Below are 23,155 nucleotides of genomic sequence, written 5' to 3' on the forward strand. Positions count from 1 at the left end.
CGGACGAAAACACTGGGATGCGGGCCCGTAGCCGGGTTCTGACACCGCACCTACCTTGGAAATGTAATTCCCGTCACACCCGATCATCTGGGGAAATCGTGCAGCACGTCGTAGAAATTCCGGAGGTCCGGGCGACATGGAATCCGTCCGGTCCCTGCATCGCGGACGACCGCGAACAACTCGACAATCAGACTTTCGCGAAACGGGTATGCGCGGCAGCCGCTGTGCTGTCCGCGAACGGAGTCGGCGAAGGCGATGTGGTCGCCCTCGTCTTGCCGAATCGACTCGAATTCGTCGTCATTCTGTTCGCGGCGTGGCGGCTCGGCGCCGCGGTCACCCCGGTGAAGCCGGATTCCACTTTCGAGGAGGCTCGCTATCAGATCGAGGACTGCCGGGCGAAGGTGGTCGTCACCGAAGGCGGGCGCGGAGCGGGAACGCTCGATATGACCGACGTGGCGGGCGCCGGCGGCGATGTCACCGCGGCCGAACCGGCGCCCGTCGACCCCGGCGCTCCCGCGCTGATCATCTACACCAGCGGCACCACCGGGCAACCGAAGGGGGTGGTTCTCGACCACGCCAACATCGCCGCGATGTGCGAGATGCTCGTCGAGGCACTGGCGTTGGACGACACCGACCACAGCCTGCTCACCTTGCCGCTGTTCCACGTCAACGGAATCGTGGTCGGCATCCTGTCGCCGCTGCTCGCGGGCGGCCGCGCCACGATCGCGGGCCGCTTCTCCGCCTCGGCGTTCTTCGGCATCGTGGAACGCGTTCGGCCCACCTACTTCTCGGCCGTACCCGCCATCTACGCGATGCTGGTCGCGCAGCAGGCGAGTTCGACGCCGGACACCTCGTCGTTGCGCCGCGTGATCTGCGGGGCCGCGCCCATGCCCGCGGAACTGATCGCGCGATTCGAAACCCGTTTCGGTGTACCGATCGTCGAAGGCTACGGACTGTCGGAAGGCACCTGCGCCTCGACGCTGAATCCGCCGGGCGGGCCGCGCAAACCGGGAACGGTGGGGCTGCCGCTGCCGGGGCAGACCGTCGCGATCATGGACGCCGAAGGAGCGATCGTGGCCGCCGGGACGAGCGGGGAAGTGGTGATCCGGGGCGCCAACGTGATGCGCGGCTATCTCGGCAGGCCGGAGGCGACCGCCCGCACGGTGGTCGACGGCTGGCTGCACACCGGGGATGTCGGCTACTTCGACGAGGACGGATACCTGGTCCTGGTCGATCGGATCAAGGACATGATCATCCGGGGCGGCGAGAACATCTACCCCAAAGAGATCGAAAACGTCCTGCACGCCCATCCCGCGGTCTTGGAGGCCGCCGTGGTCGGCGCTTCCGATCCGGTCCTCGGCGAAGTCCCGGTCGCCCATGTGGTGACGATGCCCGGCGAGCGGGTCGGTGCCGAGGATCTCCTCGAGCACTGCCGCAGGTCCCTGGCCCGGGCGAAGGTACCGGTGTCGATCGAACTCACCGAGGAACTACCTCGGAATCCGGTTGGAAAAATCGACAAACGTAAACTCCGCGCGCTCGTCGCCGACACGATCGCCACCACATAGACATTCTCCGCTCGGTGCCGAGTGGAAATCCATGATCCGAAACGAAATCACCCGGGTCCTCGCATGCGCTCGATTCATCGGATGAGAAAGGCCGAACAATGGGATTCAAAACAGCGGATTTTCCGCCCGTCGACGTGACGACATTCCTCGACCAACCGTTGCGGGAGCGGATGCGAACGCTCGCCCTGCACTGGGCCGAATACGGCTTCGGCACGCCGAAGATGATCCATACGATCTATCTGCTCAAGGTGCTGCTGGTCTCGGTGCTGGGCGGGGTCGCCGTGGCCACCTGGAGTTCCGGCGTCGGGCCGTTCTGGGATGTCTCGGCATGGTGGAACGAGCCGGTCGTCTATCAGAAGCTCGTGTTGTGGACCGTCCTGATCGAAGCGATCGGCATCGCCGGGTCGTGGGGGCCGCTCGCGGGCAAGTTCAAGCCCATGACCGGAGGCATCCTGTTCTACGCGCGCCCCGGCACCATCCGCCTGCGGCCGTGGCGGCGGGTGCCGTTCACCAGCGGTGATACCCGCACGGTCATCGATGTGTTGCTGTACCTGGCGTTCCTGGCGACGTTGCTGGCAGCGATCGTGCTGCCCGGCGTATCGAGCGCTTCGCTCAGCGCGGTGCTGCCCGAGAACGCCTCCGGCTTGGTGAATCCCGCGCTGCTGATCGCTCCGATCGCGCTGTACGTGCTGTGCGGCCTGCGGGACAAGACGATCTTCCTCGCCGCCCGCGGCGAGCAGTACCTGCCCGCACTGGTGTTCTTCGCGGCGTTGCCGTTCGCCGACATGATCATCGCCGCCAAGCTGCTGATCTGCGCGGTGTGGATCGGCGCGGGTGTGTCGAAGTTCGGGCGGCACTTCAGCAACGTGGTACCGCCGATGGTCTCCAACAGCCCCGGCGTGCCCGCCAAGTGGGTCAAGCGGCTGCACTACCGTGACTTCCCCCGGGACATCCGCCCCTCCGAAGTCGCCTCGTTCCTGGCCCATGTCGGCGGCACGACCGTCGAGATCGTCACACCGCTGGTGCTGCTGTTCTCCACCGACCACCGGCTGACGCTGGCCGGTGTGGTGCTGATGGTGGTCTTCCACGCGTTCATCACCTCGACGTTCCCGCTGGCGGTGCCGTTGGAGTGGAACGTCTTGTTCGCGTACCTGACGGTGTTCCTGTTCCTGGGCTTCCCCAACGGCGGCGGGTACGGCCTCGGTGATATCTCCTCCCCGTGGCTGGCGCTGGTGATCGTCGCGGCGCTGGTGTTCTTCCCGATCCTCGGGAATCTGCGCCCGGATCTGGTGTCGTTCCTGCCGTCGATGCGCCAGTACGCCGGCAACTGGGCGTCCGCATTGTGGGCCTTCGCGCCCGGCGCGGAGGACAAGCTCAACACCATCGCGCACCGGCCCACGCTGAATCAGATCGACCAGTTGAAGGCCATGGGCTACCCGCCCGAGGTCGCGGAGATCACCATGCAGCAGACCATCGCGTGGCGCTCGATGCACAGTCAAGGGCGCGGACTGTTCTCGCTGCTGTACAAGCACATTCCCGCGATCGACCGGTGGACCGTCCGGGAAGCGGAGTTCGGCTGCAATTCGCTGATCGGCTTCAACTTCGGCGACGGCCACCTGCACAACCTGGATCTGATCGAGGCCGTGCAGTCCCGGGTCGGATTCGCGCCTGGCGAGTGGATCGTGGTGTGGGTGGAGTCGCAGCCCATCCACCGGGGTATCCAGCGGTATCAGGTCATCGACGCGGCGCTCGGCGTCGTCGAACGCGGCACCTGGCGAGTGCGCGACGCGGTGGAGACGCAGCCGTGGCTGCCCGACGGCCCGATCCCGCACGAGGTGACCTGGCGGCGCGCGGATTACACGGTGCCGATGCCGCCGGACGACCCGACTCGGGTCCTCGCGCCGCAGCCGGTCGGCTGAGGCCCTCGCACGGACAGGAGAGCGATATGAGCACCGCAGTCGTGGTCGGCAGCGGCCCCAACGGCTTGGCCGCGGCCATCACGTTGGCCAGGGCCGGACTGGACGTCACCGTGCTGGAGGGCGCCGACGAGATCGGGGGCGGCACCCGCACCAGCGAGGCGATCGTGCCCGGTCTGCTGCACGACCACTGCTCGGCCATCCACCCGATGGCGGTCGGCTCTCTCTTCCTGCGCGGCCTGGACCTGGAACGCTACGGATTGTCCTGGGCATGGCCGGAGATCGACTGCGTCCATCCGCTCGACGACGGCAGCGCGGGCGTGCTGCTGCGCTCGGTCGCCGAGACCGCGGCCGGTCTCGGCGGCGACGGCCGGGCATGGCGGCTGCTGTTCGAACGGACGGTGGCGGGCTACGACCGGATGAGCGCCGACATCATGCGGCCGCTGCTTCGCCTGCCGCGCCATCCGATCCGGCTGGCCCGGTTCGGGATTCCTGCCCTGGCCTCGGCCACGCTGCTTGCCGGCCTGTTCCGTACCGAGCAGGCCAGGGGACTGTTCGGCGGCGTCGCCGCGCATGCCTTCCACCCGCTGCATCGGCCGCTCAGCGCCAGCGTCGGCCTGGGCATCCTCACCGCGGGCCACACCTACGGCTGGGCGGTCGCCGCCGGTGGATCGCAACGGATCACCGAAGCCATGGCCGCGGTGCTGAGTGACCTCGGCGGGAAGATCGAAACGGGTGTCCACGTGCGATCGGCGTCCGATCTGCCGCAGGCGGGACTGACGATGTGGGACCTCGCGCCCACCGCGGTCGCGGACATCCTCGGTGAGCGCCTGCCCCCTCGGGTCAGGAGGTCCTACCGCGCGTTCCGGTACGGACCGGGCGCGTTCAAGGTCGACTTCGCCGTGCACGGCGGCGTGCCGTGGACGGCGGAGACGGCTCGACGGGCGGGAACGGTGCATCTCGGCGGCACGTTCACCGAGATCGCCGCCACCGAACGCGAGATCCACGCGGGACGCATGCCCGAACGCCCGTTCGTCCTGGTAGGCCAGCAGTACCTCGCCGATCCGCAACGGTCGGCCGGCGACATCCATCCGATCTGGGCATATGCCCACGTGCCGCACGGCTATCCCGGCGACGCGACAGCGGCGATCACCGCCCAGATCGAACGCTTCGCTCCCGGTTTCCGCGACCGCATAGCCGGGACCAGCGTGCGCAGCGCGGCGGGATTCGCCGAGTACAACCCCAACTACGTGGGCGGCAACATCATGACGGGGGCGAAAGACATTCCGCAGTTGCTGTTCGGTCCTCGAAAGACTCTGCAACCCTATGACATCGGTGTGCCGGGCCACTATCTCTGCTCCGCGGCCACACCGCCGGGCCCTGGTGCGCACGGCATGTGCGGGGCGAACGCCGCGCAGCGGGCTCTGCGGCAAGCGGGCATTCCAGAGCCGTCCTAGCGTCGCGCACGCCGCTATCGGCTTGCCCGCTTATGCGCCGAACGAGCACCATAGACGGGCATGGACATCGAACCGCGCTACGCACTTGCACCGGGTGTGGGGCCACCGCAACGAATCGAAGTCGGAGAACTGCTGTTGCGGCGTTGGCTGCCGGAGGATCTGCTGCCGCGGCTCGCGGCGATCAACGCGTCGTTCGACGAGATCCACCCCTGGATGGACTGGCTGCCCGAACCGGCGACGCTGGAGGGCCAACGCGCCTTCGGCCGGGAAACGGACGAGAGCTGGCCCAGCGCCGCCGGAAGCTTCAACTTCGGCATCTTCGACGCCGAGGGCAACGTGCTCGGCGCGATCGGTCTGCACGACCGGCTCGGCGCAGGAGCCGTGGAGATCGGCTACTGGTGTCACACCGCGCACTCCGGCCGGGGAGTGATCACCCGGAGCGCGGCCGCCTTGACCCGTATCGCGTTGGCATTACCCGGTGTCGACCGTGTCGAGATCCATTGCGACGAGGCCAATATCCGCAGTGCCGCGGTCGCCCGGCGGCTGGGCTACCGGCTGGATCGGATCGAGCCACGGGAAAGGACTGCGCCCGCGGAGTCCGGTCGCGGAATGTACTGGGTCATGCGGCGGTGATCACGCAACTCGGTGATTTCGCACGAACGTACCTCGTGCCGGTAGTGGCCGGGTCCAACGCCGTGTCCGGCTGACACCCGGCGCATCCGGTCGGTGGAACCGGCACGCAGAGGTGCCGCGGGTGCGTCCTCCGTTCCGGCGCGGCAACCATATTCGGTGACTTGTAGGGTTTGCGCGGGGCCGGAGAAATGTCCGGCGCGGAGGAAGGGACGGCGGGGATGTCGGACGCTTCGGTCGAGGTGCTCCTGGACGACTTCGAGAGCAAGGACAGGTGGGAGATCGCCGGGGCCGGTGCGGACCGGACGCATCTCACGACATTCGCCGAAGGCGCGCCGAGCAAGCGCCCCGGCGTGTACGCCGACGGCGTCGCGGGCGCCGACCACCGGGCGCTGGTCCTACTGGTCCGGTCGGCGACCGACGATCTCGAGGTCGATCTCGTGGCCAAACCCGGGCAGGCGTTCTCGATCGCCGGACGGCTGACGGCCCTGCGCCTGTGGGTGCGTTCGCCGCACGCCTCGATCAGGGTGTCCGCGCGACTGCACGGCGCCGGACACGGCGAGCGAGAATTGATCCTCGGCAGCGTCTCCGCCGCCGGTGAATGGCAGCGTCTCGAGCACGAACCGGCCGACCCCGTGGACGACAGCGACCTCGTCGCTCTGACGATCCGGCTCGGCGAGGTGGTGAAGCGGGAAGGGGAGGTCATGATTCTGCTCGACGACCTGACCGCTACTACTACGGCGTGAGAAGCGGGGAGGGCGGCCCGAGTTGCGGGAACTCACCCGAGCGATGCTCGGGCCGCTGAAGGGCGGAGTCGGGTTCTCCTGCGCGCCTGTGGCGTCGCCGCTGTGAGCCGGAGTCGGCGCCGGTGGCATGTTCCTCTTACTCGGTGTGCTTCAGCCGATTTCGGTCTCGGCCGACGAAATCGATCGCTCGGACCGCGAATGGTGATGTGCCGTTGCCGAGCGCCCCGACGAACCTGTCCCGCGGTCACGCGCTCGGCGACGGAGCGCGCCGGTGTGGTGTGGTCTAGCCGGGCGCGGGATCTCGTGCGCGATTCGGCGGGAAGCCGACAGGGCCTCCGGCCTGGAACGATGCGTGTCTATACCGCTTCCTCTGGATAGCGAAAGGTGTGCTGTTCGGCTCGGAAATCGGGGGACGAACTGTGCGCCGCAGGTTGTCGGGCGGCCGCGGACGGGTCGCCGGGCATCGTCCCGCTGATCGTGTCACGAAGCCTTTTGCGGTGGGGCCGCGCACTTCTGGCTCGCCATGGGTGGCCGAATACCCAGCTCGACGATCTTGCCATCCGCAGCGCTTCAGCCAACGAAGAGTTCAGGTAGCTCAATGTTGACTATGCGCTGTGAAGGAGGAGGGGTGGCAAACGCGATGACCTGCGAGGTGGCTGTCGTCGGCGCGGGGTTCGGCGGCATCGGGATGGGAGTCGGGTTGCGACGGGCCGGGATCACCGATTTCGTGATCTTCGAGCGGGGCGGCGACGTGGGCGGGGTCTGGCGGGACAACACCTATCCGGGGTGCTCCTGTGATGTGCCGTCCCACTTGTATTCGTTCTCGTTCGCCCCTTACCGCAGCCGGCGCACCCGGTTTCCGCGCCAGTCGGAGATCCTGGAGTACCTGCGCCAGGTCGCCGCCGACCACGGCTTGGCGCCGCACCTGAGATTGGGCGCCGCGATCAGCGAGGCCACCTATCTGGAAGACCAGGGCGGCTGGGAACTGACCACCTCCGATGGACAGCGCGTGTTCGCCCGCGTGGTGATCTTCGCCGTCGGACAGCTGCACCGGCCGAACGTTCCCGACATCGCCGGACGGACGGATTTCGCCGGACCGTCCTTCCATTCCGCGCGGTGGGACCACGGCCAGAACCTACGTGGGGTGGACGTGGCCGTGATCGGCACGGGCTCGAGCGCGGCGCAGATGCTGCCGACCTTGGCCGCGACCGCCCGCCACGTCCGTGTCTTCCAGCGCACACCGCACTGGGTACTGCCCAAACCGCCGGCCGATTTCGGACCGCTCGCCCGAACGGTGCTGCGGCTTCCCGGCGCCCACCGTCTCTACCGCCGAGCCCTGTACTACGGTGCCGACGTCGTGCTCGCGCCGATCATGCGCCGGGGTTGGTCGGCGCGTCCCGCCGAATGGGCTGCCCGCCGGTATCTGCACAGCCGGATCGAGGACCCACGGCTGCGCGCGAAACTCACACCCGACTATCCGCTCGGGGGCAAGCGCATCATCTTCGACAGCGACTACTACTCGACGCTGACCCGGGACAATGTCGAGCTGGTGACCGCCCCGATCGCCCGGATCACCCGCGACGGACTGCTCACCACCGACGGCGCGCACCATCGGGCCGACGTCATCATCTACGCCACCGGCTTCCGCGCTCCGGAATTCCTGGTTCCGATCACCGTGCGCGGACGCGGGGGAGTCCTCCTGCACGACCAATGGCGCTCGGGCGCGACAGCGCTGCTGGGTGTGGCGGTCCCCGGGTTTCCGAACGCCTTCCTGATCGCCGGACCGAACAGCTTCAACCCCGCGGGAAGTAATCCGGGGATGAAGGAATGCCAGATCGACTACATCATTCGCTGCCTGCGCTGGCGCGACCGGATCGGCGCCACCACGATCGAAGTCCGCGCGTCCGCGATGCGGACACACCAGGAGTGGATCGAGCGAGCTGTCGCGAAGACGGTCTGGCCCGCCGTGGGACCGAGTTGGTACAAGCACGACAGTGGGCGCGTCACCAATCCGTGGCCTGCCTCGGCCCGCACTTTCGACCGCGCTATGCGGCGACCGCCGTCCGAATCGTTCGGCACCGTTCCGTCCGATCCGGCCACGCCGGATCGGAAGCGCCCGAAACGAGTGAAGTGGACGAGGAAGTCCGCGCCGTCGGTGCAATCCGAAGAACCGACGGTGATCCGCGCCGAATGAGCGGTCTCGGCCGAGCCGCGCTCGCACCGCTACTTCGGTGTCCGCGTGGCTCGGTCGCGTCACGTCTGGGCGGTGCTCGGTTCGTAGAGCGCGATGTGCCAGACGGAACCGGGTGTCGGCCGTATGACGGCGCGGCGCTCGTGCGGTCCGGTGACCGGTTGCGCGACCTCGAAACCTCCGGTGCGCAACCGGTGCAGCGCGAGATCCAGATCGTCCACCTTGATCGCGAGGAACGGGGTGTCGTCGTCACGGTCGGTGCCCGCGAGCATGACCCGGACGCCATTGCTGTCGAACTGGGCCCAGCGGTCGCCGTCCACCACGGTGGGCCCGGCGCCGAAAACGGCGGTCAGCAGTGCCACGGTGGTGGGCAGGTCTTCGGTGGGGTAGGCGGGGCCGATTCGCTGGATCGTCATCTGTGCTCCGTAACAGTGTGTGCGGGCGCGGTCAGGGACGCCGCTGGGCGTAGGCGGCACGAACGGCCGAGTATGCGGCGGTGTTCGCCAGTACCGCCTCGGGCAGGGTGTCGGCCATGCTCATGAAGCCGTGGAACATCCCGTCGTATCGGCGGATCTCGGCCGCGACACCGGCTCGCCTCAGCCGCTGCCCGTAGTCTTCGCCCTCATCGCGCAGTGGATCGAATTCGGCGGTGACGATGTGCGCGGGCGGGAGTCCGGACAGGTCGGCGTCGAGCGGGTCGGCGTACGGGTCGGCGCCGTCGTGCGAGCCCAGGTATTGGCGCCAGTACCAGCGCAGGTGCGCGGCGGTGGTGAAATAGCCGTCGGCGTTCTCCCGGTAGGAAGCGCTGTCGCAAGCCGGGTCGAGCATCGGATACAGCAGCAGCTGCCGGGCGATCTCGGGGCCGCCGCGATCTCGTGCCATCAACGCCGTCACGGCGGCGAGATTGCCGCCGGCGCTGTCCCCCGCCACCACGAGGCGGGCGCGATCGCCGCCCAGCGACGCGATGTGGTCGGCGACCCAGCACAGCGCCGCGTACGCGTCCTCGGCCGCCGCGGGAAACCGGTGTTCGGGCGCTTGCCGGTAGTCCACCGACACCACGACCGCGTCCGCTCCGACGGCCATGGCCCGGCAGAACCGGTCATGGCTGTCGAGGCCGCAGATCACGAACCCACCGCCGTGGCAGAAGACCACCGTCGGCGCCGGCGCCACGGCGCTCGCGGGCCGATAGATCCGGACGCGAACGTCGGGTGCGCCCGGTGGACCGGGGATCCGCCGCTCCCACACCTGGGCGACCGGGATCGGCTGCGCGGCCGGTGCGGCACGCGCGGCGAGCAGCCGCCGTGCCTCGGTGGCGTCGAGCACTTCGGTGCCCAACGCGGGAAACGCGGCGCTTGCGGCATCGACGACCACCTGCGCTTCGGGTGTCAGCGGCATCAGGCTCGCTCCTTCGCTATTGCTGTGCGTCCGGTGGCAGGAACTTGCCCGCTGCCAAGCCGCCGTCGATCGTCACCTCGGCGCCGGTGATGTAGGCAGAGGCGTCGGAGGCCAGGAACGCGACCAGTTCGGCAACCTCTTCCGGTACGCCGGTGCGTTGCAGCGGCAAGGACGGGAAGCTGCCCGACCCGGTGGTCAGGTACGGGACCATCGGCGTCGCGATCGGGCCGGGGTGCACCGAGTTGACCCGGATCGCGGCCGGGCCCAGCTCGAGCGCGGCGGTCTTGGTCAGGCCGCGCAGTCCCCATTTCGAGGAGCCGTAGGCGGCGTGACCCATCAACCCTTCCAGGCCCGCTTGCGAGGAGATGTTGACGATCGAGCCTCCGCCCGCCCGCGTCATCGGACCGACCGCTGCCCGGATGCCGCGGAACGCCCCGATCAGGTTCACGCGCAGAATGCGCTCGAATTCCTCCGGCGTGGTCTCGGCCAGCGGCTTCGCGGTGTAGATGGCGGCGTTGTTCACCAGGACATCCAGCTTGCCGAACGCCGAAACCGCTTCGGCCACGGCGGCTTCCCAGTCCCCGCCGCTGCCGACGTCGTGCCGCACGAAACGTGCTGCGGCGCCGAGTGATTCGGCCAGCCGGGTGCCTTCTTCCTCCAGAACGTCGGTGATCACCACGCGGGCGCCGCGCTGCACGAACAACCGTGCCTCGGCGGCGCCCTGTCCCCGGGCCGCGCCGGTGATCAGGGCGACCTTTCCACTCAGGTCAACCATGTCGAACTCCTCGTTGTCGTCGGCGATCGCCGAGATCAGCTGTTGCGGAAGTGGGGGATGACCTTCTCGCCCCAGTGCCGGATGGTCTCCAGGCAGGCCTCCTGCGGCACCGTGCCCATCTGGATCAGGCAGAGGATCTCGTCCGCGCCCGCGGCCTGCAGACGCTCGACGTAGGCGATGGCGTCCTCGGGGCTGCCGTAGGCGTGGTCGGCGTTGAAGACCGAGGTGGCGCCGGTCTGCACCGGAATCTTGGCCTCGTGCAGGTAGGCGACGTGGTCGTCGGCGGCCTGTTTGATCGCGGCGAGCTCGTCGGCGTTCGGGTCGACGGCCTCGTCGGGCGCGGGGCCCGCGCCGTAGTAGTGCTTGATGGATTGCGCGAAGAAGCGCTGCCCGCGGGCGCCGATCCGCTGGGCCTTCTCCCGGTCGTCGAGAACGATGGTCGGGCACAGCGCCGCGAAATGATCGTTCACCACGGTCGACACGAAACGCTCACCCGTGCGCGCGGCGATCGCCTCGTCGTAGGTGCGCCGCAGTTCCGCGATCTCCTCCACGCCCGCGAAACCCAGCACCAGCGCGCCGATTCCGTAGTCGGCGGCCATCTTCAGCGTGTCCTTCTTGGTGCAGGCCATGAACAGCGGCGGATGGGGCAACTGCTCCGGCCGCGGCAGCAGTGAATGCGGCGAGACCTGCAACAGCTCGCCGTTGTACTCGAATTCGGCTTCCGGATCCTGCCACGCCTTGCCGATCATCCGCAGCGACTCCTCGACCTCCTGGTAGGTGCGCTCGGGGTCGACACCGCACATGGAGGTCTCCACCGGCGTCGCGCCGCGGCCCGCGCCGAGGTTGAGCCGTCCGCCGGACAGCACGTCGAGCATCGCGGCGCGTTCGGCCGCGCGCACCGGGTGGTTGAAGTTGAACGGCATGCACACCACGCCGTGCCCGATCCGGATCCGCTCGGTCTTGGCGGCCACCCAGGTCAGGAAGACCTCCGGGGCGCTCATGTGCGCGTACCACTTCAGCCCGTGGTGTTCGACCGCCCACACGGTGTCGAACCCCATCTCGTCGGCGAGCACCGCCTGCTCGACGCAGTCGCGCAGCACCTGGTGCTCGTGCTCGCGCGATGGGTCGGCCATCTGGGCTTCGAAGATCATCGAGAACTTCATCCGGTCTCCTTATCGAGTGCCCGATCGGGCGTTTTCGGGTTTCGTCGGGGTGTCTGGTCCCGGTGCGGGACAGCCGGCAGCGGTATGCCTAATCGAAATATGTCCGGCGGAACTTCTCAGGTCAGGCCCTAGTCCCGGTGGCCGGGACGGTCCGGTGCCGCGCCTCGATGGGCGACCTAGCGTCGGTGAGCAAGCGACGGTGAGAGGACGGAATTCGGTGGGACAACTCGACGGCAAGGTGGCGCTGGTCACCGGCGGGGCGCGGGGGATGGGCGCCGAGCACGTGCGGCGGTTCGTGGCCGAGGGCGCGCGCGTGGTGTTCGGTGACGTGCTCGACCACGAGGGAACGGCGCTGGCCGCGGAGCTGGGTTCCGCGGTGCGATACGTGCACCACGACGTGACCAGTGAAGCGGATTGGTCCGCGGCGGTGTCCGAGGCGGTCACCCACTACGGGCGGCTCGACGCGGTGGTCAACAACGCGGGCATCCTGCGGTTCGTCCCGATCGCGGAGATGGCCTTGGCGGACTTCACCACGATCATGAACGTCAACGTGACCGGCAGCTGGCTCGGTATCAAGACCGCCGCGCCCGCGCTCGCCGAAACCGGAGGCGGATCGGTCGTGAACGTCTCCTCGGTGGAAGGGTTCGTCGGCGCGGCCGGTCTGTCCGCCTACAGCGCGAGCAAGTTCGCCATCCGCGGCATCACCAAGTCGGCCGCTCGCGAGCTGGGGCACTTGGGTATCCGGGTCAATTCGCTGCACCCGGGTGGCATCGCCACACCCATGACCGCCGCGGTGTCCGGAGCCTCCGGCGTCGACGGCGACGGCTTCTTCGCGAGCCTGCCGATCCCGCGCTGGGGACAGCCCGTCGAGGTCTCCCACGTGGCGGTGTTCCTGGCCTCCGACGCGGCCAGTTACTGCACCGGAGGCGAATTCGTCGTCGACGGCGGCATGCTGACCGGTTGCGGTTACTGACGGAAGCGACGCGATGACTCAGGAATTCGAATTCGATGTGGTGGTCGTCGGTTCCGGCGCCGCGGGCATGACGGCCGCTCTGACGGCCGCCTACCGCGGACTGTCGGTGACGCTGATCGAGAAGAGCAGATCCTTCGGCGGGTCCACGGCACGGTCGGGCGGTGGTATCTGGATCCCCAACAACCCGGTGTTGCAGCGCGAAGGCGTGCCCGACAGCCCGGAACTGGCCCGCACCTATCTGAAAGCGGTGGTGGGTGATCGGGTTCCGGAGGCCAAACAGCGGGCCTTCCTCGAACGCGGCCCCGAGATGATGCGTTACCTCGGCGCTCGCAGCGAATACTGGGAGTTCGTCTACGACCGCGGCTATTCCGACTATCACCCGGAGTTCCCCGGCGGTCTGGCCCAGGGGCGCAGCATCGAACCCGCGCCGCTGGACGGACGCTTGCTCGGCGGCGATCTGCACAAGATCAATCAGCCGACCATGTCGGGCCCCAAGGGAATCGCGTTCACCGTCAGCGACTTCCACGATCTGAACATGATCGCCCGCACCTGGGCCGGGAAGCGCACCGCGATCAGGGTCGGTATGCAAGCGGTGGGCAACAAGCTACGCGGACGGCTGCCGCTGAGCCTGGGCAAGGCGCTCGCGGCCCGGCTGTGGCTGTCGCTGCGTGACGCCGGAGTGCCGGTGTGGCTGAACACGCCGCTGACCGACCTGATCACGGAGGCGGACGCGGTGGTCGGTGTGCGCGCCGAGCACGACGGCACGCCGGTGGTGATCAAGGCGCGCCGCGGTGTGGTGCTGGCGGCGGGCGGTTTCGAGCACAACCTGCGGATGCGCGAGCAGTACATGAGCGGGCCACAGTCCACCGAGTGGACGGTGGGCGCCACCGAGAACGTGGGTGAAGGCATCGTCGCGGGTCAGAAGGCCGGTGGCGCGGTGGATCTCATGGGCGACGCCTGGTGGGGCCCGTCCGTGCGCAATCCCGACGGGCCGCCGTTCTTCTGCCTGGCCGAGCGTTCCCAGCCCGGCGGCATCATGGTCAATCACGCGGGCGAACGGTTCGTCAACGAATCGGCCCCGTACGTGAACGTGGTGCACAAGATGTACGAGCAGGAAGCGGCGGGCGTCGGGCACATTCCGGCGTACTTCATCATGGATCAGCGCTTCCGCGACCGGTACCTGTTCCTGGGGAACTTCCCCAAACGTCCGCTCCCGCAGAAGTACGCGGATGCCGGGATCATCGACCAGGCCGAGACCTTGGCCGAACTGGCGGCGAAGATCGGTGTGCCGCCTGCGGCGCTGACCGCGACGGTGGAGCGTTTCAACCGCTTCGCCCGCGCCGGTCGCGACGAGGACTTCCGGCGCGGCGATTCCGCCTACGACCGGTACTACGGCGACCCGACCGTGCGGCCGAATCCGTGTCTGGCCCCGATCGAGCAGGGCCCCTTCTACGCCGTGGAGATGGTGCCGGGCGATCTGGGCACCAAGGGCGGTCTGGTCACCGACGAGCACGCTCGCGTCCTCGACTCCGACGACCGGCCGATCCCGGGCCTGTACGCGGCGGGGAACAACTCCGCCTCGGTGATGGGCAACGACTACGCGGGCGCGGGCGCGACCATCGGGCCCGCCATGGTGTTCGGCTACATCGCGGCCGGTCACCTCGCCGACAACCAGCCTGGCGCGACCGCGCGGCACGCAGTGGAAGGAGAGCGTTGATGGGACGGATCGACGGTAAGAACGTCATCGTCACCGGCGGCGCACGGGGGATGGGCGCGGCCTTCGCGCGGCGGCTGGTCGCCGAGGGCGCCACGGTGGTGATCACCGATGTGCTGGTGGACGAAGGCGTGACGCTGGCCGCCGAGCTGGGCGACGCCGCGACCTTCCTGCCGCTGGATGTCACCGACGAGTCGGCGTGGAACGACGTGATCGCCTACACCGAGAAGGTTTTCGGGCCGGTCTCCGGTCTGGTCAACAACGCGGGCATCGTGCACGTCGATCCGATCGAGAAGTTGTCGGAAGCCGACTTCCGCAAGGTGATCGACGTCAATCAGGTCGGGGTGTTCCTCGGCATGAAGGCGGTGCTGGGGTCGATGCGCCGGGCAGGCGGCGGCTCCATCGTGAACATCTCCTCGATCGGCGGCATCATCGCCTTCTCCAACATCCTCGGTTACACCGCGTCCAAATGGGCCGTGCGCGGCATGACCAAGACCGCCGCGCAGGAGTTCGCCGCCGACGACATCCGGGTCAACTCGGTGCATCCCGGTGTGGTGGCCACGGAGATGACCGCCGATTCCACGCGCTCGCAGGGCATGTCGGGCAATCAGCCGATGCGCAGGGCCGGGCGACCGGAGGAACTGGCGAACCTGGTGCTGTTCCTGATCAGCGACGAGTCGAGCTTCAGCACCGGCTCGGAATTCGTCGCCGACGGCGGCTACACGTCCCTGTGACGACGTCCGGCAGGGCAACCCGGCGGACCGACCGCCGAGCGAGACAAGGAAATCAACCGTGAAGAACTTCGAGGGCAGAACCGCTGTGATCACCGGCGCGGGCGCGGGCATCGGCCGGGCACTGGCGATCGAACTCGCCCGCCGCGGCGCCCGCCTGGCACTGTCGGGCCGCAACGTGGAGAACGTCGCCGAGACCGCTGCGCTGTGTGGCGAGGAGGGTGCGCAAGCCCGCGCCTACAAGCTGGATGTGACCGACCGGGAGGCGGTCTATCGCCACGCCGACGAGGTGGCCGAGGACTTCGGCCGGATCAATCTGGTCGTCAACAACGCCGGAGTCTCGCTCACCGCGAACGTGGAAGAACTCGGCTGGGCGGACTTCGAATGGATCGTCGGCATCAACTTCTGGGGCGTCGCCTACGGCACCAAGGCGTTCCTGCCCCACGTCATCGCCTCCGGTGACGGGCACATCGCGAACGTGTCGAGCATGTTCGGCCTGGCCGCGTGCCCCAGCCAAGGTGCCTACAGCGCGACGAAATTCGCCATTCGCGCCTTCACCGACGCGCTGCGGCAGGAGATGAACATCGCCGGTCACGCGGTCGGCGTCAGCAGCGTGCACCCCGGCATGATCAAGACCGAGATCGCCTGGAAAGCGCGCGCGGGCGGCGATCGCGACCGCGACGCCCTGGCCGCCAACTTCGACCGCCTGGCCAAGACGACCCCCGAGCACGCCGCCCAGGTCATCGTCAACGGCATCCGCAAGAACAAAGCGAAGATCTTGATCGGCACGGACGCCCACGTGATCGACTGGCTGCCCAGAATTTTCGGCGCGGGCTACCAGAAGATCCTCACCGCTCAGATGAAGAACGAAGTCGCCTGACAGTGCGTCCGGCGGGTGGCCGGAGAGTCCTTGGGCCGGTAGGCGAGTGCTACGGCTCCGGCCACCTACGGGCCGAACGCCTCTACGCTGGTGTCAGGCGGCGCGAAACGGCTCAACTGCGTGTTTTGCGTGACGTGCAGGCGAGTTCGGCTGGTCTCGGTATTTCTCGGGCGACGCCTCGATCAGTTGCCGCATCCCGCTGGTACGCGGGTCGATCCTCATGTGGCGCATCTCGAGCACCGCTCATCGTTGTGCCCGACGTGAGCGCAGAACGCGTTTGAGCACCTTGCCGTCGGCGTTTCGGGGTAGTTCCGCTACGAACTCGAAGTGACGTGGGACCTTGTACCCGGCCATTCGGGTCCGGGTCCACGTGATGATCTCCGTGGTCTCGAGGTCGGCGGGTCCGGCCGGGACGACGAAGGCGAAGCCGGCCTCGCCGAGCCTGGCGTCGGGAACGCCGACTACGGCGGCGTCTTGTATGCGGGGATGCGTGCGGAGGATCTGCTCGATTTCGGCGGGATAGACGTTGAATCCGCCCACGATGAACATGTCCGCGTGGCGGTCGGTGACGCGCAGGTAGCCTTCGGCGTCCACGGCGCCGATGTCGCCGGTGTGCAGCCAGCCTGCGGAATCTATCGCGGCCGCTGTCGCTTGCGGGTCGTCGAGGTAACCGTGCATCACGTTGGGGCCGCGAACCACGATTTCGCCGGGCTCACCGACCGGTACGGTCCGCCCGGACCTGTCCACGACACGAATCCGCGTACCCGGCAGTTCTTTTCCCACGGTGACGGCGATGACGTGCATGGGTGCGTCGGGTGAGCAGATTGTGGCGACGCCGGTCGATTCGGTCAGTCCGTATCCGGTGAAGACCTTGTCGACACCCAGTTCATCCCGGATGCGCTCCACCAATCCGGTCGGCACGCTCGAACCACCTGTACCCGCCAGACGCAGCGAACTCAGATCATGGGTCCCGCGCCGATTGTGGGCGAGCAGGTCGTGGAAGAGGGTCGGAGGCCCTGTCAGCACGGTGATCCGCTCACGCTCGATGACGCCGAGCACCTGTTCCGGATCGAATCGATCCACCGGCACCATGGTGGCGCCTCGCGAGAGGCACGCGATGATCCCCGCCTTGAAGCCGAAGGTGTGGGAGAACGGGTTGACCAGTAGGTATCTGTCGTCGCCAGAGAGAGTGACGGTATCGGCCCAGCGGGTGAACGTCTCGATCGTCTGCCGATGGGTGACCGGCACACCTTTCGGAACACCCGTGGTGCCGGAGGTGAACAGGATGTCGGAGACCGATTCCGGGTCCACGGACGAACTCCGCGCATCGGCCGCGGCGACGGGCACTTCGCCGCCGAGGGCGAGGAACCGAGCCCACGAGAGATCATCGGCCTCAGCGGTGTCGTCGAGTTTCACGGTGGTCCGCAGCTCCGGGAGCGTACGCCCCGCTTCCCGCAGCATCCCCGCGTAGTCGTTGCCGAGGAAATCGCCAACGGTGAGCAGCATGCGGCACCGGCTGCGCGCGAGGATGTCGACCGCTTCGGGACCGCGTAGCCGCGTGCTGATCGGCACGAGGGTCGCGCCCGCGCCGAGCACGCCGAGCGCCGCGATGACCCATCGCGCGGTATTGGGTGCCCATATCGCCACTCGATCCCCGGGCGCCACCGATCGCGACATCACCGCCCGCGTGACGCGCCGCGCAGCCGTGGCGAGTTCGGCGTAAGTGAGCGGGCCCTCCGCCCCCAGCAGCGCTACCCGCGCGCCGTCGCGTCGTGCCCGGTCGGCCAGCACCGCGGGAACCGTCGCGAGTTCACCGGTCGCCGCACGCCGTCGATCCATGCCGCGATGGTGCCGCACCCGCCGTTCCATCCGGTCCGATCGCCGCCACATATCCCGCTGACCGGGAACGTCTTTCCACACGGCGCCCGCACCGCGCCGTGGACGCCGGGCTTCGACGGAGCTCGATCCTGCTCAGCGGGACCTCGGGTACGACCGATGACGGGCGGCACGGCAGGCTCGAACAGAGCTACAGGTGTGCGCGCCGCGGTTCGCGCCCGGTCGGGTGCACGAGGCCGAATCGCACTGAGGCGCGGAATGCGCAGTGATCGCAAAGGAGTGACATGACCGCCGGAGCAGAGCTAGCGGAGCGAAACGACGAGGCAGCGGGCGCGGCGCCGGTCGTCGAACTCGACGGCGCCTGCGCGCTGTCGCGGGAAAGCATCGGCGGGAAAGCGTGGAGCGTCAACCGGATGCGCGCGCTGGGTCTTCCGGTGCCGCCCGCCTTCGTGATCACCATCGAGGGCTGGGCCGACTTCTCGGCGCGCGGGGTGATCGGCGAGGACATCTGGCGGGCGGTTCGGGCCGGAATCGCCACCTTGGAGCGCGGCACCGGCCGGGTCTTCGGGTCCGGCGCCCGGCCGCTGCTGGTGTCGGTCCGTTCGGGCGCCGCGGTGAGCATGCCGGGCATGATGGACACGGTGCTGAACCTCGGCATGAACGAGGCAGTCGCGGCAGCGCTGGCGGCGGAGACCGGGAACCCGGACTACGCGGTCGACACCCGGGAGAGGTTTCGCGCCCAGTATCGCGAAACCGTGCTGGGCGACCCGGCCGGTGCGGTGCCCGAGGATCCCTGGGAGCAGCTGCGAGCGGCCATCAGCGCGGTGTTCCGGTCCTGGGACTCGCCCCGCGCGCAGACGTATCGGCGCAATCGCGGCGTGTCCGGAACCCTGGGCACCGCGGTGACGGTGCAAGCCATGGTCTTCGGCAATCTCGACGAGAAATCCGGCACCGGTGTGTTGTTCAGCCGCAACCCGAACACGGGTGAGCGCGCGATGTTCGGCGAATGGCTCGTCGGCGGGCAAGGTGAGGACGTGGTGTCCGGCCGGACCACACCGCGGCCGCTCGACGAGCTGGCCACCCTGTTGCCGCAGGTGCACAGCCGGCTCGTCGCGGCGGCCGGCCTGCTGGAACGCGATGGCCGCGATATCCAGGACATCGAATTCACCGTCGAATCCGGCGCCCTGTGGCTGTTGCAGTCCCGCCCCGCCAAGCGCTCGGCGCGCGCGGCTGTGCGGGCCGCGGTGGCCATGACAGACGAGGGCCTGATCGGCGCGGAGGAGGCGCTGGCGCGGGTCACCGCCGATCAGGTGCGTGCCGTGCTGCGCCCGGCGAGCGGCGAGTACGCGGGGACGCCGCTGGCGCGCGGCGAATCAGCCTGTCCCGGATTGGCGGCGGGTGTCGTCGTCAGCGATCCGCACGAGGCGGAGCGCCGCGCGGAGGCAGGCGAGGACGTGATTCTGGTGCGCCCGACCACCAGCCCCGACGACCTGCACGGCATGATCGCCGCCCGGGCGATCGTCACCGAACTGGGCGGTGTCACCTCGCACGCCGCGCTGGTCGGCCGCGAGATCGGCAGGCCGTGTGTGGTCGGCTGTGGTCCCGGCGTCGTCGCGGCGCTGACCGGCCAGGTGGTGACCGTGGACGGCGGCGCGGGCACGGTGTGGCCGGGTCGAGTAGAAGGCAAACCCGTCGACGGGAGCACTCTCGCGGACGTCGGCCGGTTGGCCGGCTGGGCGGGCACCGACATCGACGGGTTCGCGGCGTGGTTGGACGCGCGCGCGGCCGACGCCTCGGCAGAGGTAACCGTGGCACTCCCGCCTGCGGTGACGGAGGTCGCCGACCTCGATCTGCTACGGCTGATCGGGATCAAAGGCCGGGCCGCCCACGACGCGCTCGCCGCGGGCACAGGCGCGTCGGCCGAGGCCGTCGCCGCCCGATGCGAGGAGCTCGTGACCGAGGGTTGGTGCGCCGCGACGCCGATCGGTGTGCGTCTCACCCCGGAGGGCAGACAGCACCTCGACGGTCTGCTGGCGACGGAACGACGGGCGGTGGACCGCGCCGCGATCGCCTCGGTCTACGCCGAATTCTGTGCTTTCAACGGCACTTTGAAAGAGATCGTGACCGCGTGGCAGATGAAGGATCCGGCCACCGTCAACGACCACGCCGACGCCGAGTACGACGGCGCTGTCCTGACCCGGCTGGCCGAACTGCACCGCGGCGTGCAACCGCTACTGCGGCGGATCGGCGATGTCGCACCGCGGCTGGCACGGTATTCCGGTCGGTTCGCGCACGCGATCGAGCGGATCGCGGCCGGCGACCACTCCTGGGTCGCCCGTCCCGTACTGGACAGCTACCACACCGTGTGGTTCGAGCTGCACGAGGACCTGATCGGACTGTGCGGCCTGAACCGCGCCGACGAGGCGGCGGCCGGCCGTGCCCACTGACCTCGCGGGCGAATCCACCGTGCCCGGTGACCGGTGGGTGGAGTTCGCCCAGATCGACAACGTGCGCGACTTGGGCGGGCTACCCGTGCAGGGCGGCGGCACCACCCGTTTCGGGGTGGTCTACCGTTCCAGCACGCCGCAGAACCTCACCGAAGCCGATATGGCGAAACTGCTCGGCCCGATCGGTCTGCGCACGCTGATCGATCTGCGGTTGCCCGACGAAGTCGAGCGCGAGGGCTACGGACTGCTGGCCACCGCCGACCTGCGGCGGGTCTGCCTGCCGGTGCGCAAGTCGCCGCAATCCTCGCTGGCGGCACGGGATCTGGTGCCGGACTCCAGCCGGGTCGATCTGGCGGACCTGTACGACAAGCTGCTGGCGGGCAGCGCCGACTCCATCGTCGCGGCCGTGCGGCTGGTCGTCGACACGGGCCGTCACTCGGTGCTGTTCCATTGTGCCGCCGGCAAGGATCGCACCGGCCTGCTCGCGGCGGTGCTCCTGGACGCGGTCGGCGTTCCGCCGGAGGCGATCGCGGCGGACTACGCGCTGACCGGTGAACGCATGCACCGGGTCCGCGACCGGCTCGACGCGCTCCCCTCCTACGCGGGACTGCCCCCGGTCAGCACCGGCATTCTCGGCGTCGAGGCCGAGGTGATGCGACGTTTCCTCGCGAACCTGTCCGCCGAACACGGCGGCGCGGCCGAATGGTTGCTGGTCGGCGGGCTGACCACCGCGGAACTGGCCCGGCTACGCGAAGTGCTGATCGCACGCGGATAGCGCGGTGGTGGGAACTGGCGGCAAATCGAGTAACCAAGTTTCCCGGTACCCCGGATGAGCCCTCGCGCTATCTTCTGTCTGCTCGCAGTGCAGCGAGCAGATCGGAGTCACTTCATGCACAACACATCGATCGAGCGCCGCCTTGTGATGGCCGCGATCACACTGGTCGCGACGGCTACCGCTTCACTGGGCATCGCCACGCCACAGGCGGCTGCGGCGCCGGCGCGAGATCCGATCCTCTTCGTCCACGGCTGGCAGGGGTCGGCGTCGGACTGGAATTACATGTGGGGCCGATTCCGGGACGCGGGGTACTCCGCGGAAGAGATGGCACGATTCAGCTACAACACCACCCAGTCGAACAAGGACATCGCGCTGGAGGTGAAAGCGCAGGTCGATGCGCTGCGCGCGAAAACCGGTGCCGCCAAGGTCGACATCATCACCCACTCGATGGGCGGACTCAACAGTCGCTGGTATCTGAAGAAGCTCGACGGCCTCGATTCTGTCGACGACTGGGTTTCCATCGCCGGCCCCAATCACGGCACCGACGTCGCCAACGGATGCCTCGACGCCTCCTGCGAGGAGATGCGGCCCGGCTCGGCCTTCCTGGCCGAACTCAACAGCACCGACGAGACCCCCGGCCGGGTGAACTACGGCACCTGGTGGTCACCGTGCGACGAGATCATCAACCCCGATGCGAGCACCATTCTCGGCGGTGCCACCAACACCCAGACGCTGTGCCTCGGCCATATCGCGCTGCTGTCGGCATCGCCGGTTTTCGAGGGCGTGCGCGACTTCGTGAAGTAGTCGGCTGAGCTCCCCCCGACCCCGTCTCGCATCCGCGAGGCCGCGTCGAATCCCGAACACCGGCTGAATAGTCGCGCGGTTTCGGCGCGCACGCCGATACACCGGGGGTGGCAAGCTGTGCGATCACCGCTTCCCAGGCGGGTGGTCTCCGCGGCCGGCGGGCCCTGAACGGCCGGGCGGGCCGGTGATTCGAGATCACCGGCCCGCCCTGTCCTCGACTACCGCGACAGCAGCTTGGCTTTCAGCGCCTCCAGCGTCGGACCGTCCACGCCGAGCCCCTCGGAGACGAACCGGTCGAACGAACCGAAGGACGCGCCGGCCTGGTCGAACGCGGCATCGAGGAAATCGCGCTGCACGCCGAGGATCGGATCGAACAGCGCGGGATCGGTGACCAGCCCCTTGGCCACCAGCCCGTCCATCAGCGCCTTGTTACCCGCGGCCAGGTTGTCGTTCGACTCCAGATAATCCTTGTACACCTGACCCTTCGGGACGCCGAGCGCCGTCATCAAGATCGCGGTCATCCAGCCGGTACGGTCCTTGCCCGCGGTGCAGTGGAACAGCACCGGCCCGGTGGCGTTCGCGACATCCCGGATCGCGGCGCCGAACTGGCCGCGCGCCGTGGCGTCGCTGACCAGCCAGCGGTAGTAGTCGCGCATGATGCCCGCGGCCTTGCCGTCGCCGAACATCTGTTGCTGCACGGCCGGGCCGCCCTGTACCGCCTTGCCCACCATCGAGTAGAAGTCGTTGCCCGGGTCGTACACCGGACGCGCGAGGGCGGGAATCGACGCGGGAAGCTTGTCGGGATTGGCCCCGGACTCGGCCGGGCTGCGGAAATCGATCACCGCGGTGATGCCCGCGGCCACCAGCTTCTGCTGGTCGGCGGCGGTGAGCTTGTCCAGGGCGTCGGTGCGGAAGACGACGCCGGTCCGCAGTTTGCCGTTGCCCTGGGTCGGATAGTCGCCGATGTCCCTGGCATTCGGCGCCGCCGATAGCTGCATGGAACGGTCGTGCACGGTGTGCACGAGGGCGGGGCCCGCGAATGCGGTGGTGGTGGACGGGAATACGGCGATCAGTGCGGCGGCGACACCGGTCATCGCCCCGCGAACAGCACGCGAAATCGTCACTGGATCATTCCTTCCATAGGGTCGCGGCCCGGC

Annotated in this window: 19 protein-coding genes; 13 read left to right on the forward strand and 6 right to left on the reverse strand. The window is 68.5% G+C overall.

Annotation, left to right across the window (positions count from 1 at the left end; genetic code table 11):
• Window positions 1-98 precede the first annotated feature (98 nt).
• From ACGF7Y_RS08150 to ACGF7Y_RS08175, 6 genes are all read left to right on the forward strand, one after another.
• Window positions 99-1,565 carry a class I adenylate-forming enzyme family protein gene (locus ACGF7Y_RS08150; protein ID WP_393230641.1) on the forward strand — a complete coding sequence of 489 codons (1,467 nt, stop codon included), beginning with the start codon at window positions 99-101 and terminating at the stop codon, window positions 1,563-1,565.
• A gap of 98 nt (window positions 1,566-1,663) precedes the next feature.
• Window positions 1,664-3,484, forward strand: a complete 1,821-nt coding sequence (locus ACGF7Y_RS08155; protein WP_393230644.1) for a DUF3556 domain-containing protein — start codon at window positions 1,664-1,666, stop codon at window positions 3,482-3,484.
• Window positions 3,485-3,510: 26 nt separating this feature from the next.
• Window positions 3,511-4,938 carry a phytoene desaturase family protein gene (locus ACGF7Y_RS08160; RefSeq protein WP_393230645.1) on the forward strand — a complete coding sequence of 476 codons (1,428 nt, stop codon included), beginning with the start codon at window positions 3,511-3,513 and terminating at the stop codon, window positions 4,936-4,938.
• 60 nt (window positions 4,939-4,998) lie between these two features.
• Window positions 4,999-5,571 (forward strand): GNAT family N-acetyltransferase, encoded by a 573-nt coding sequence (locus tag ACGF7Y_RS08165; RefSeq protein WP_393230648.1) that lies wholly within the window; start codon window positions 4,999-5,001, stop codon window positions 5,569-5,571.
• 218 nt (window positions 5,572-5,789) lie between these two features.
• The gene (locus ACGF7Y_RS08170; protein WP_393230650.1) at window positions 5,790-6,314 is read left to right on the forward strand and encodes a hypothetical protein; all 525 of its coding nucleotides are present in this window, start codon (window positions 5,790-5,792) and stop codon (window positions 6,312-6,314) included.
• A 628-nt stretch (window positions 6,315-6,942) separates the two neighbouring features.
• Window positions 6,943-8,508 carry a flavin-containing monooxygenase gene (locus ACGF7Y_RS08175; RefSeq protein WP_393230653.1) on the forward strand — a complete coding sequence of 522 codons (1,566 nt, stop codon included), beginning with the start codon at window positions 6,943-6,945 and terminating at the stop codon, window positions 8,506-8,508.
• A gap of 59 nt (window positions 8,509-8,567) precedes the next feature.
• On the opposite strand, the gene ACGF7Y_RS08180 is transcribed toward ACGF7Y_RS08175, so the two are convergent.
• From ACGF7Y_RS08180 to ACGF7Y_RS08195, 4 genes are read right to left on the reverse strand one after another with little or no spacing between them, the layout of a single operon-like run.
• Entirely contained in the window at window positions 8,568-8,921 is a 354-nt protein-coding gene (locus tag ACGF7Y_RS08180; RefSeq protein WP_393230656.1) for a VOC family protein, read from the reverse strand.
• Window positions 8,922-8,952: 31 nt separating this feature from the next.
• Window positions 8,953-9,900, reverse strand: a complete 948-nt coding sequence (locus ACGF7Y_RS08185) for an alpha/beta hydrolase (protein WP_393230659.1) — start codon at window positions 9,898-9,900, stop codon at window positions 8,953-8,955.
• A gap of 16 nt (window positions 9,901-9,916) precedes the next feature.
• Window positions 9,917-10,675 carry a glucose 1-dehydrogenase gene (locus ACGF7Y_RS08190; RefSeq protein ID WP_393230662.1) on the reverse strand — a complete coding sequence of 253 codons (759 nt, stop codon included), beginning with the start codon at window positions 10,673-10,675 and terminating at the stop codon, window positions 9,917-9,919.
• Window positions 10,676-10,710: 35 nt separating this feature from the next.
• Window positions 10,711-11,838 carry an LLM class flavin-dependent oxidoreductase gene (locus ACGF7Y_RS08195; RefSeq protein WP_357030635.1) on the reverse strand — a complete coding sequence of 376 codons (1,128 nt, stop codon included), beginning with the start codon at window positions 11,836-11,838 and terminating at the stop codon, window positions 10,711-10,713.
• Window positions 11,839-12,055: 217 nt separating this feature from the next.
• On the opposite strand from ACGF7Y_RS08195, the gene ACGF7Y_RS08200 reads away from it, so the two are divergent.
• The 4 genes from ACGF7Y_RS08200 to ACGF7Y_RS08215 are packed head-to-tail and all read left to right on the forward strand — an operon-like array spanning window position 12,056 to window position 16,136.
• Window positions 12,056-12,811 (forward strand): glucose 1-dehydrogenase, encoded by a 756-nt coding sequence (locus tag ACGF7Y_RS08200; protein ID WP_393230666.1) that lies wholly within the window; start codon window positions 12,056-12,058, stop codon window positions 12,809-12,811.
• Window positions 12,812-12,824: 13 nt separating this feature from the next.
• Window positions 12,825-14,528 (forward strand): 3-oxosteroid 1-dehydrogenase, encoded by a 1,704-nt coding sequence (kstD, locus tag ACGF7Y_RS08205; protein WP_393230669.1) that lies wholly within the window; start codon window positions 12,825-12,827, stop codon window positions 14,526-14,528.
• On the forward strand, window positions 14,528-15,259 hold the full coding sequence (locus tag ACGF7Y_RS08210) for a glucose 1-dehydrogenase (RefSeq protein WP_393230671.1): 732 nt from the start codon (window positions 14,528-14,530) through the stop codon (window positions 15,257-15,259). Before kstD ends, ACGF7Y_RS08210 begins: the two co-directional genes overlap by 1 nt.
• Before the next feature lie 58 nt (window positions 15,260-15,317).
• A complete protein-coding gene (locus ACGF7Y_RS08215) occupies window positions 15,318-16,136 on the forward strand; it encodes an SDR family NAD(P)-dependent oxidoreductase (RefSeq protein ID WP_393230673.1) in 819 nt (272 codons plus the stop codon).
• 243 nt (window positions 16,137-16,379) lie between these two features.
• Here the strand turns inward: ACGF7Y_RS08215 and ACGF7Y_RS08220 are convergent, their stop codons facing one another.
• The gene (locus tag ACGF7Y_RS08220; RefSeq protein ID WP_393230675.1) at window positions 16,380-17,975 is read right to left on the reverse strand and encodes a FadD3 family acyl-CoA ligase; all 1,596 of its coding nucleotides are present in this window, start codon (window positions 17,973-17,975) and stop codon (window positions 16,380-16,382) included.
• Between the two features lie 281 nt (window positions 17,976-18,256).
• Here ACGF7Y_RS08220 and ACGF7Y_RS08225 point away from each other — a divergent pair, with 281 nt between their 5' ends.
• From ACGF7Y_RS08225 to ACGF7Y_RS08235, 3 genes are all read left to right on the forward strand, one after another.
• Window positions 18,257-20,419 carry a pyruvate, phosphate dikinase gene (locus ACGF7Y_RS08225; RefSeq protein WP_393230678.1) on the forward strand — a complete coding sequence of 721 codons (2,163 nt, stop codon included), beginning with the start codon at window positions 18,257-18,259 and terminating at the stop codon, window positions 20,417-20,419.
• Window positions 20,409-21,194 (forward strand): tyrosine-protein phosphatase, encoded by a 786-nt coding sequence (locus ACGF7Y_RS08230; protein WP_393230681.1) that lies wholly within the window; start codon window positions 20,409-20,411, stop codon window positions 21,192-21,194. The genes ACGF7Y_RS08225 and ACGF7Y_RS08230 overlap by 11 nt, the downstream gene beginning before the upstream one ends.
• Window positions 21,195-21,308: 114 nt before the next feature.
• A complete protein-coding gene (locus tag ACGF7Y_RS08235) occupies window positions 21,309-21,998 on the forward strand; it encodes an esterase/lipase family protein (RefSeq protein ID WP_393230684.1) in 690 nt (229 codons plus the stop codon).
• A gap of 218 nt (window positions 21,999-22,216) precedes the next feature.
• Here the strand turns inward: ACGF7Y_RS08235 and ACGF7Y_RS08240 are convergent, their stop codons facing one another.
• Window positions 22,217-23,122 carry a tyrosine-protein phosphatase gene (locus ACGF7Y_RS08240; RefSeq protein ID WP_393230686.1) on the reverse strand — a complete coding sequence of 302 codons (906 nt, stop codon included), beginning with the start codon at window positions 23,120-23,122 and terminating at the stop codon, window positions 22,217-22,219.
• Window positions 23,123-23,155: the final 33 nt, after the last annotated feature.

It is taken from the genome of Nocardia sp. NPDC047654 (genome assembly GCF_043205035.1).
Lineage (GTDB): Bacteria > Actinomycetota > Actinomycetes > Mycobacteriales > Mycobacteriaceae > Nocardia.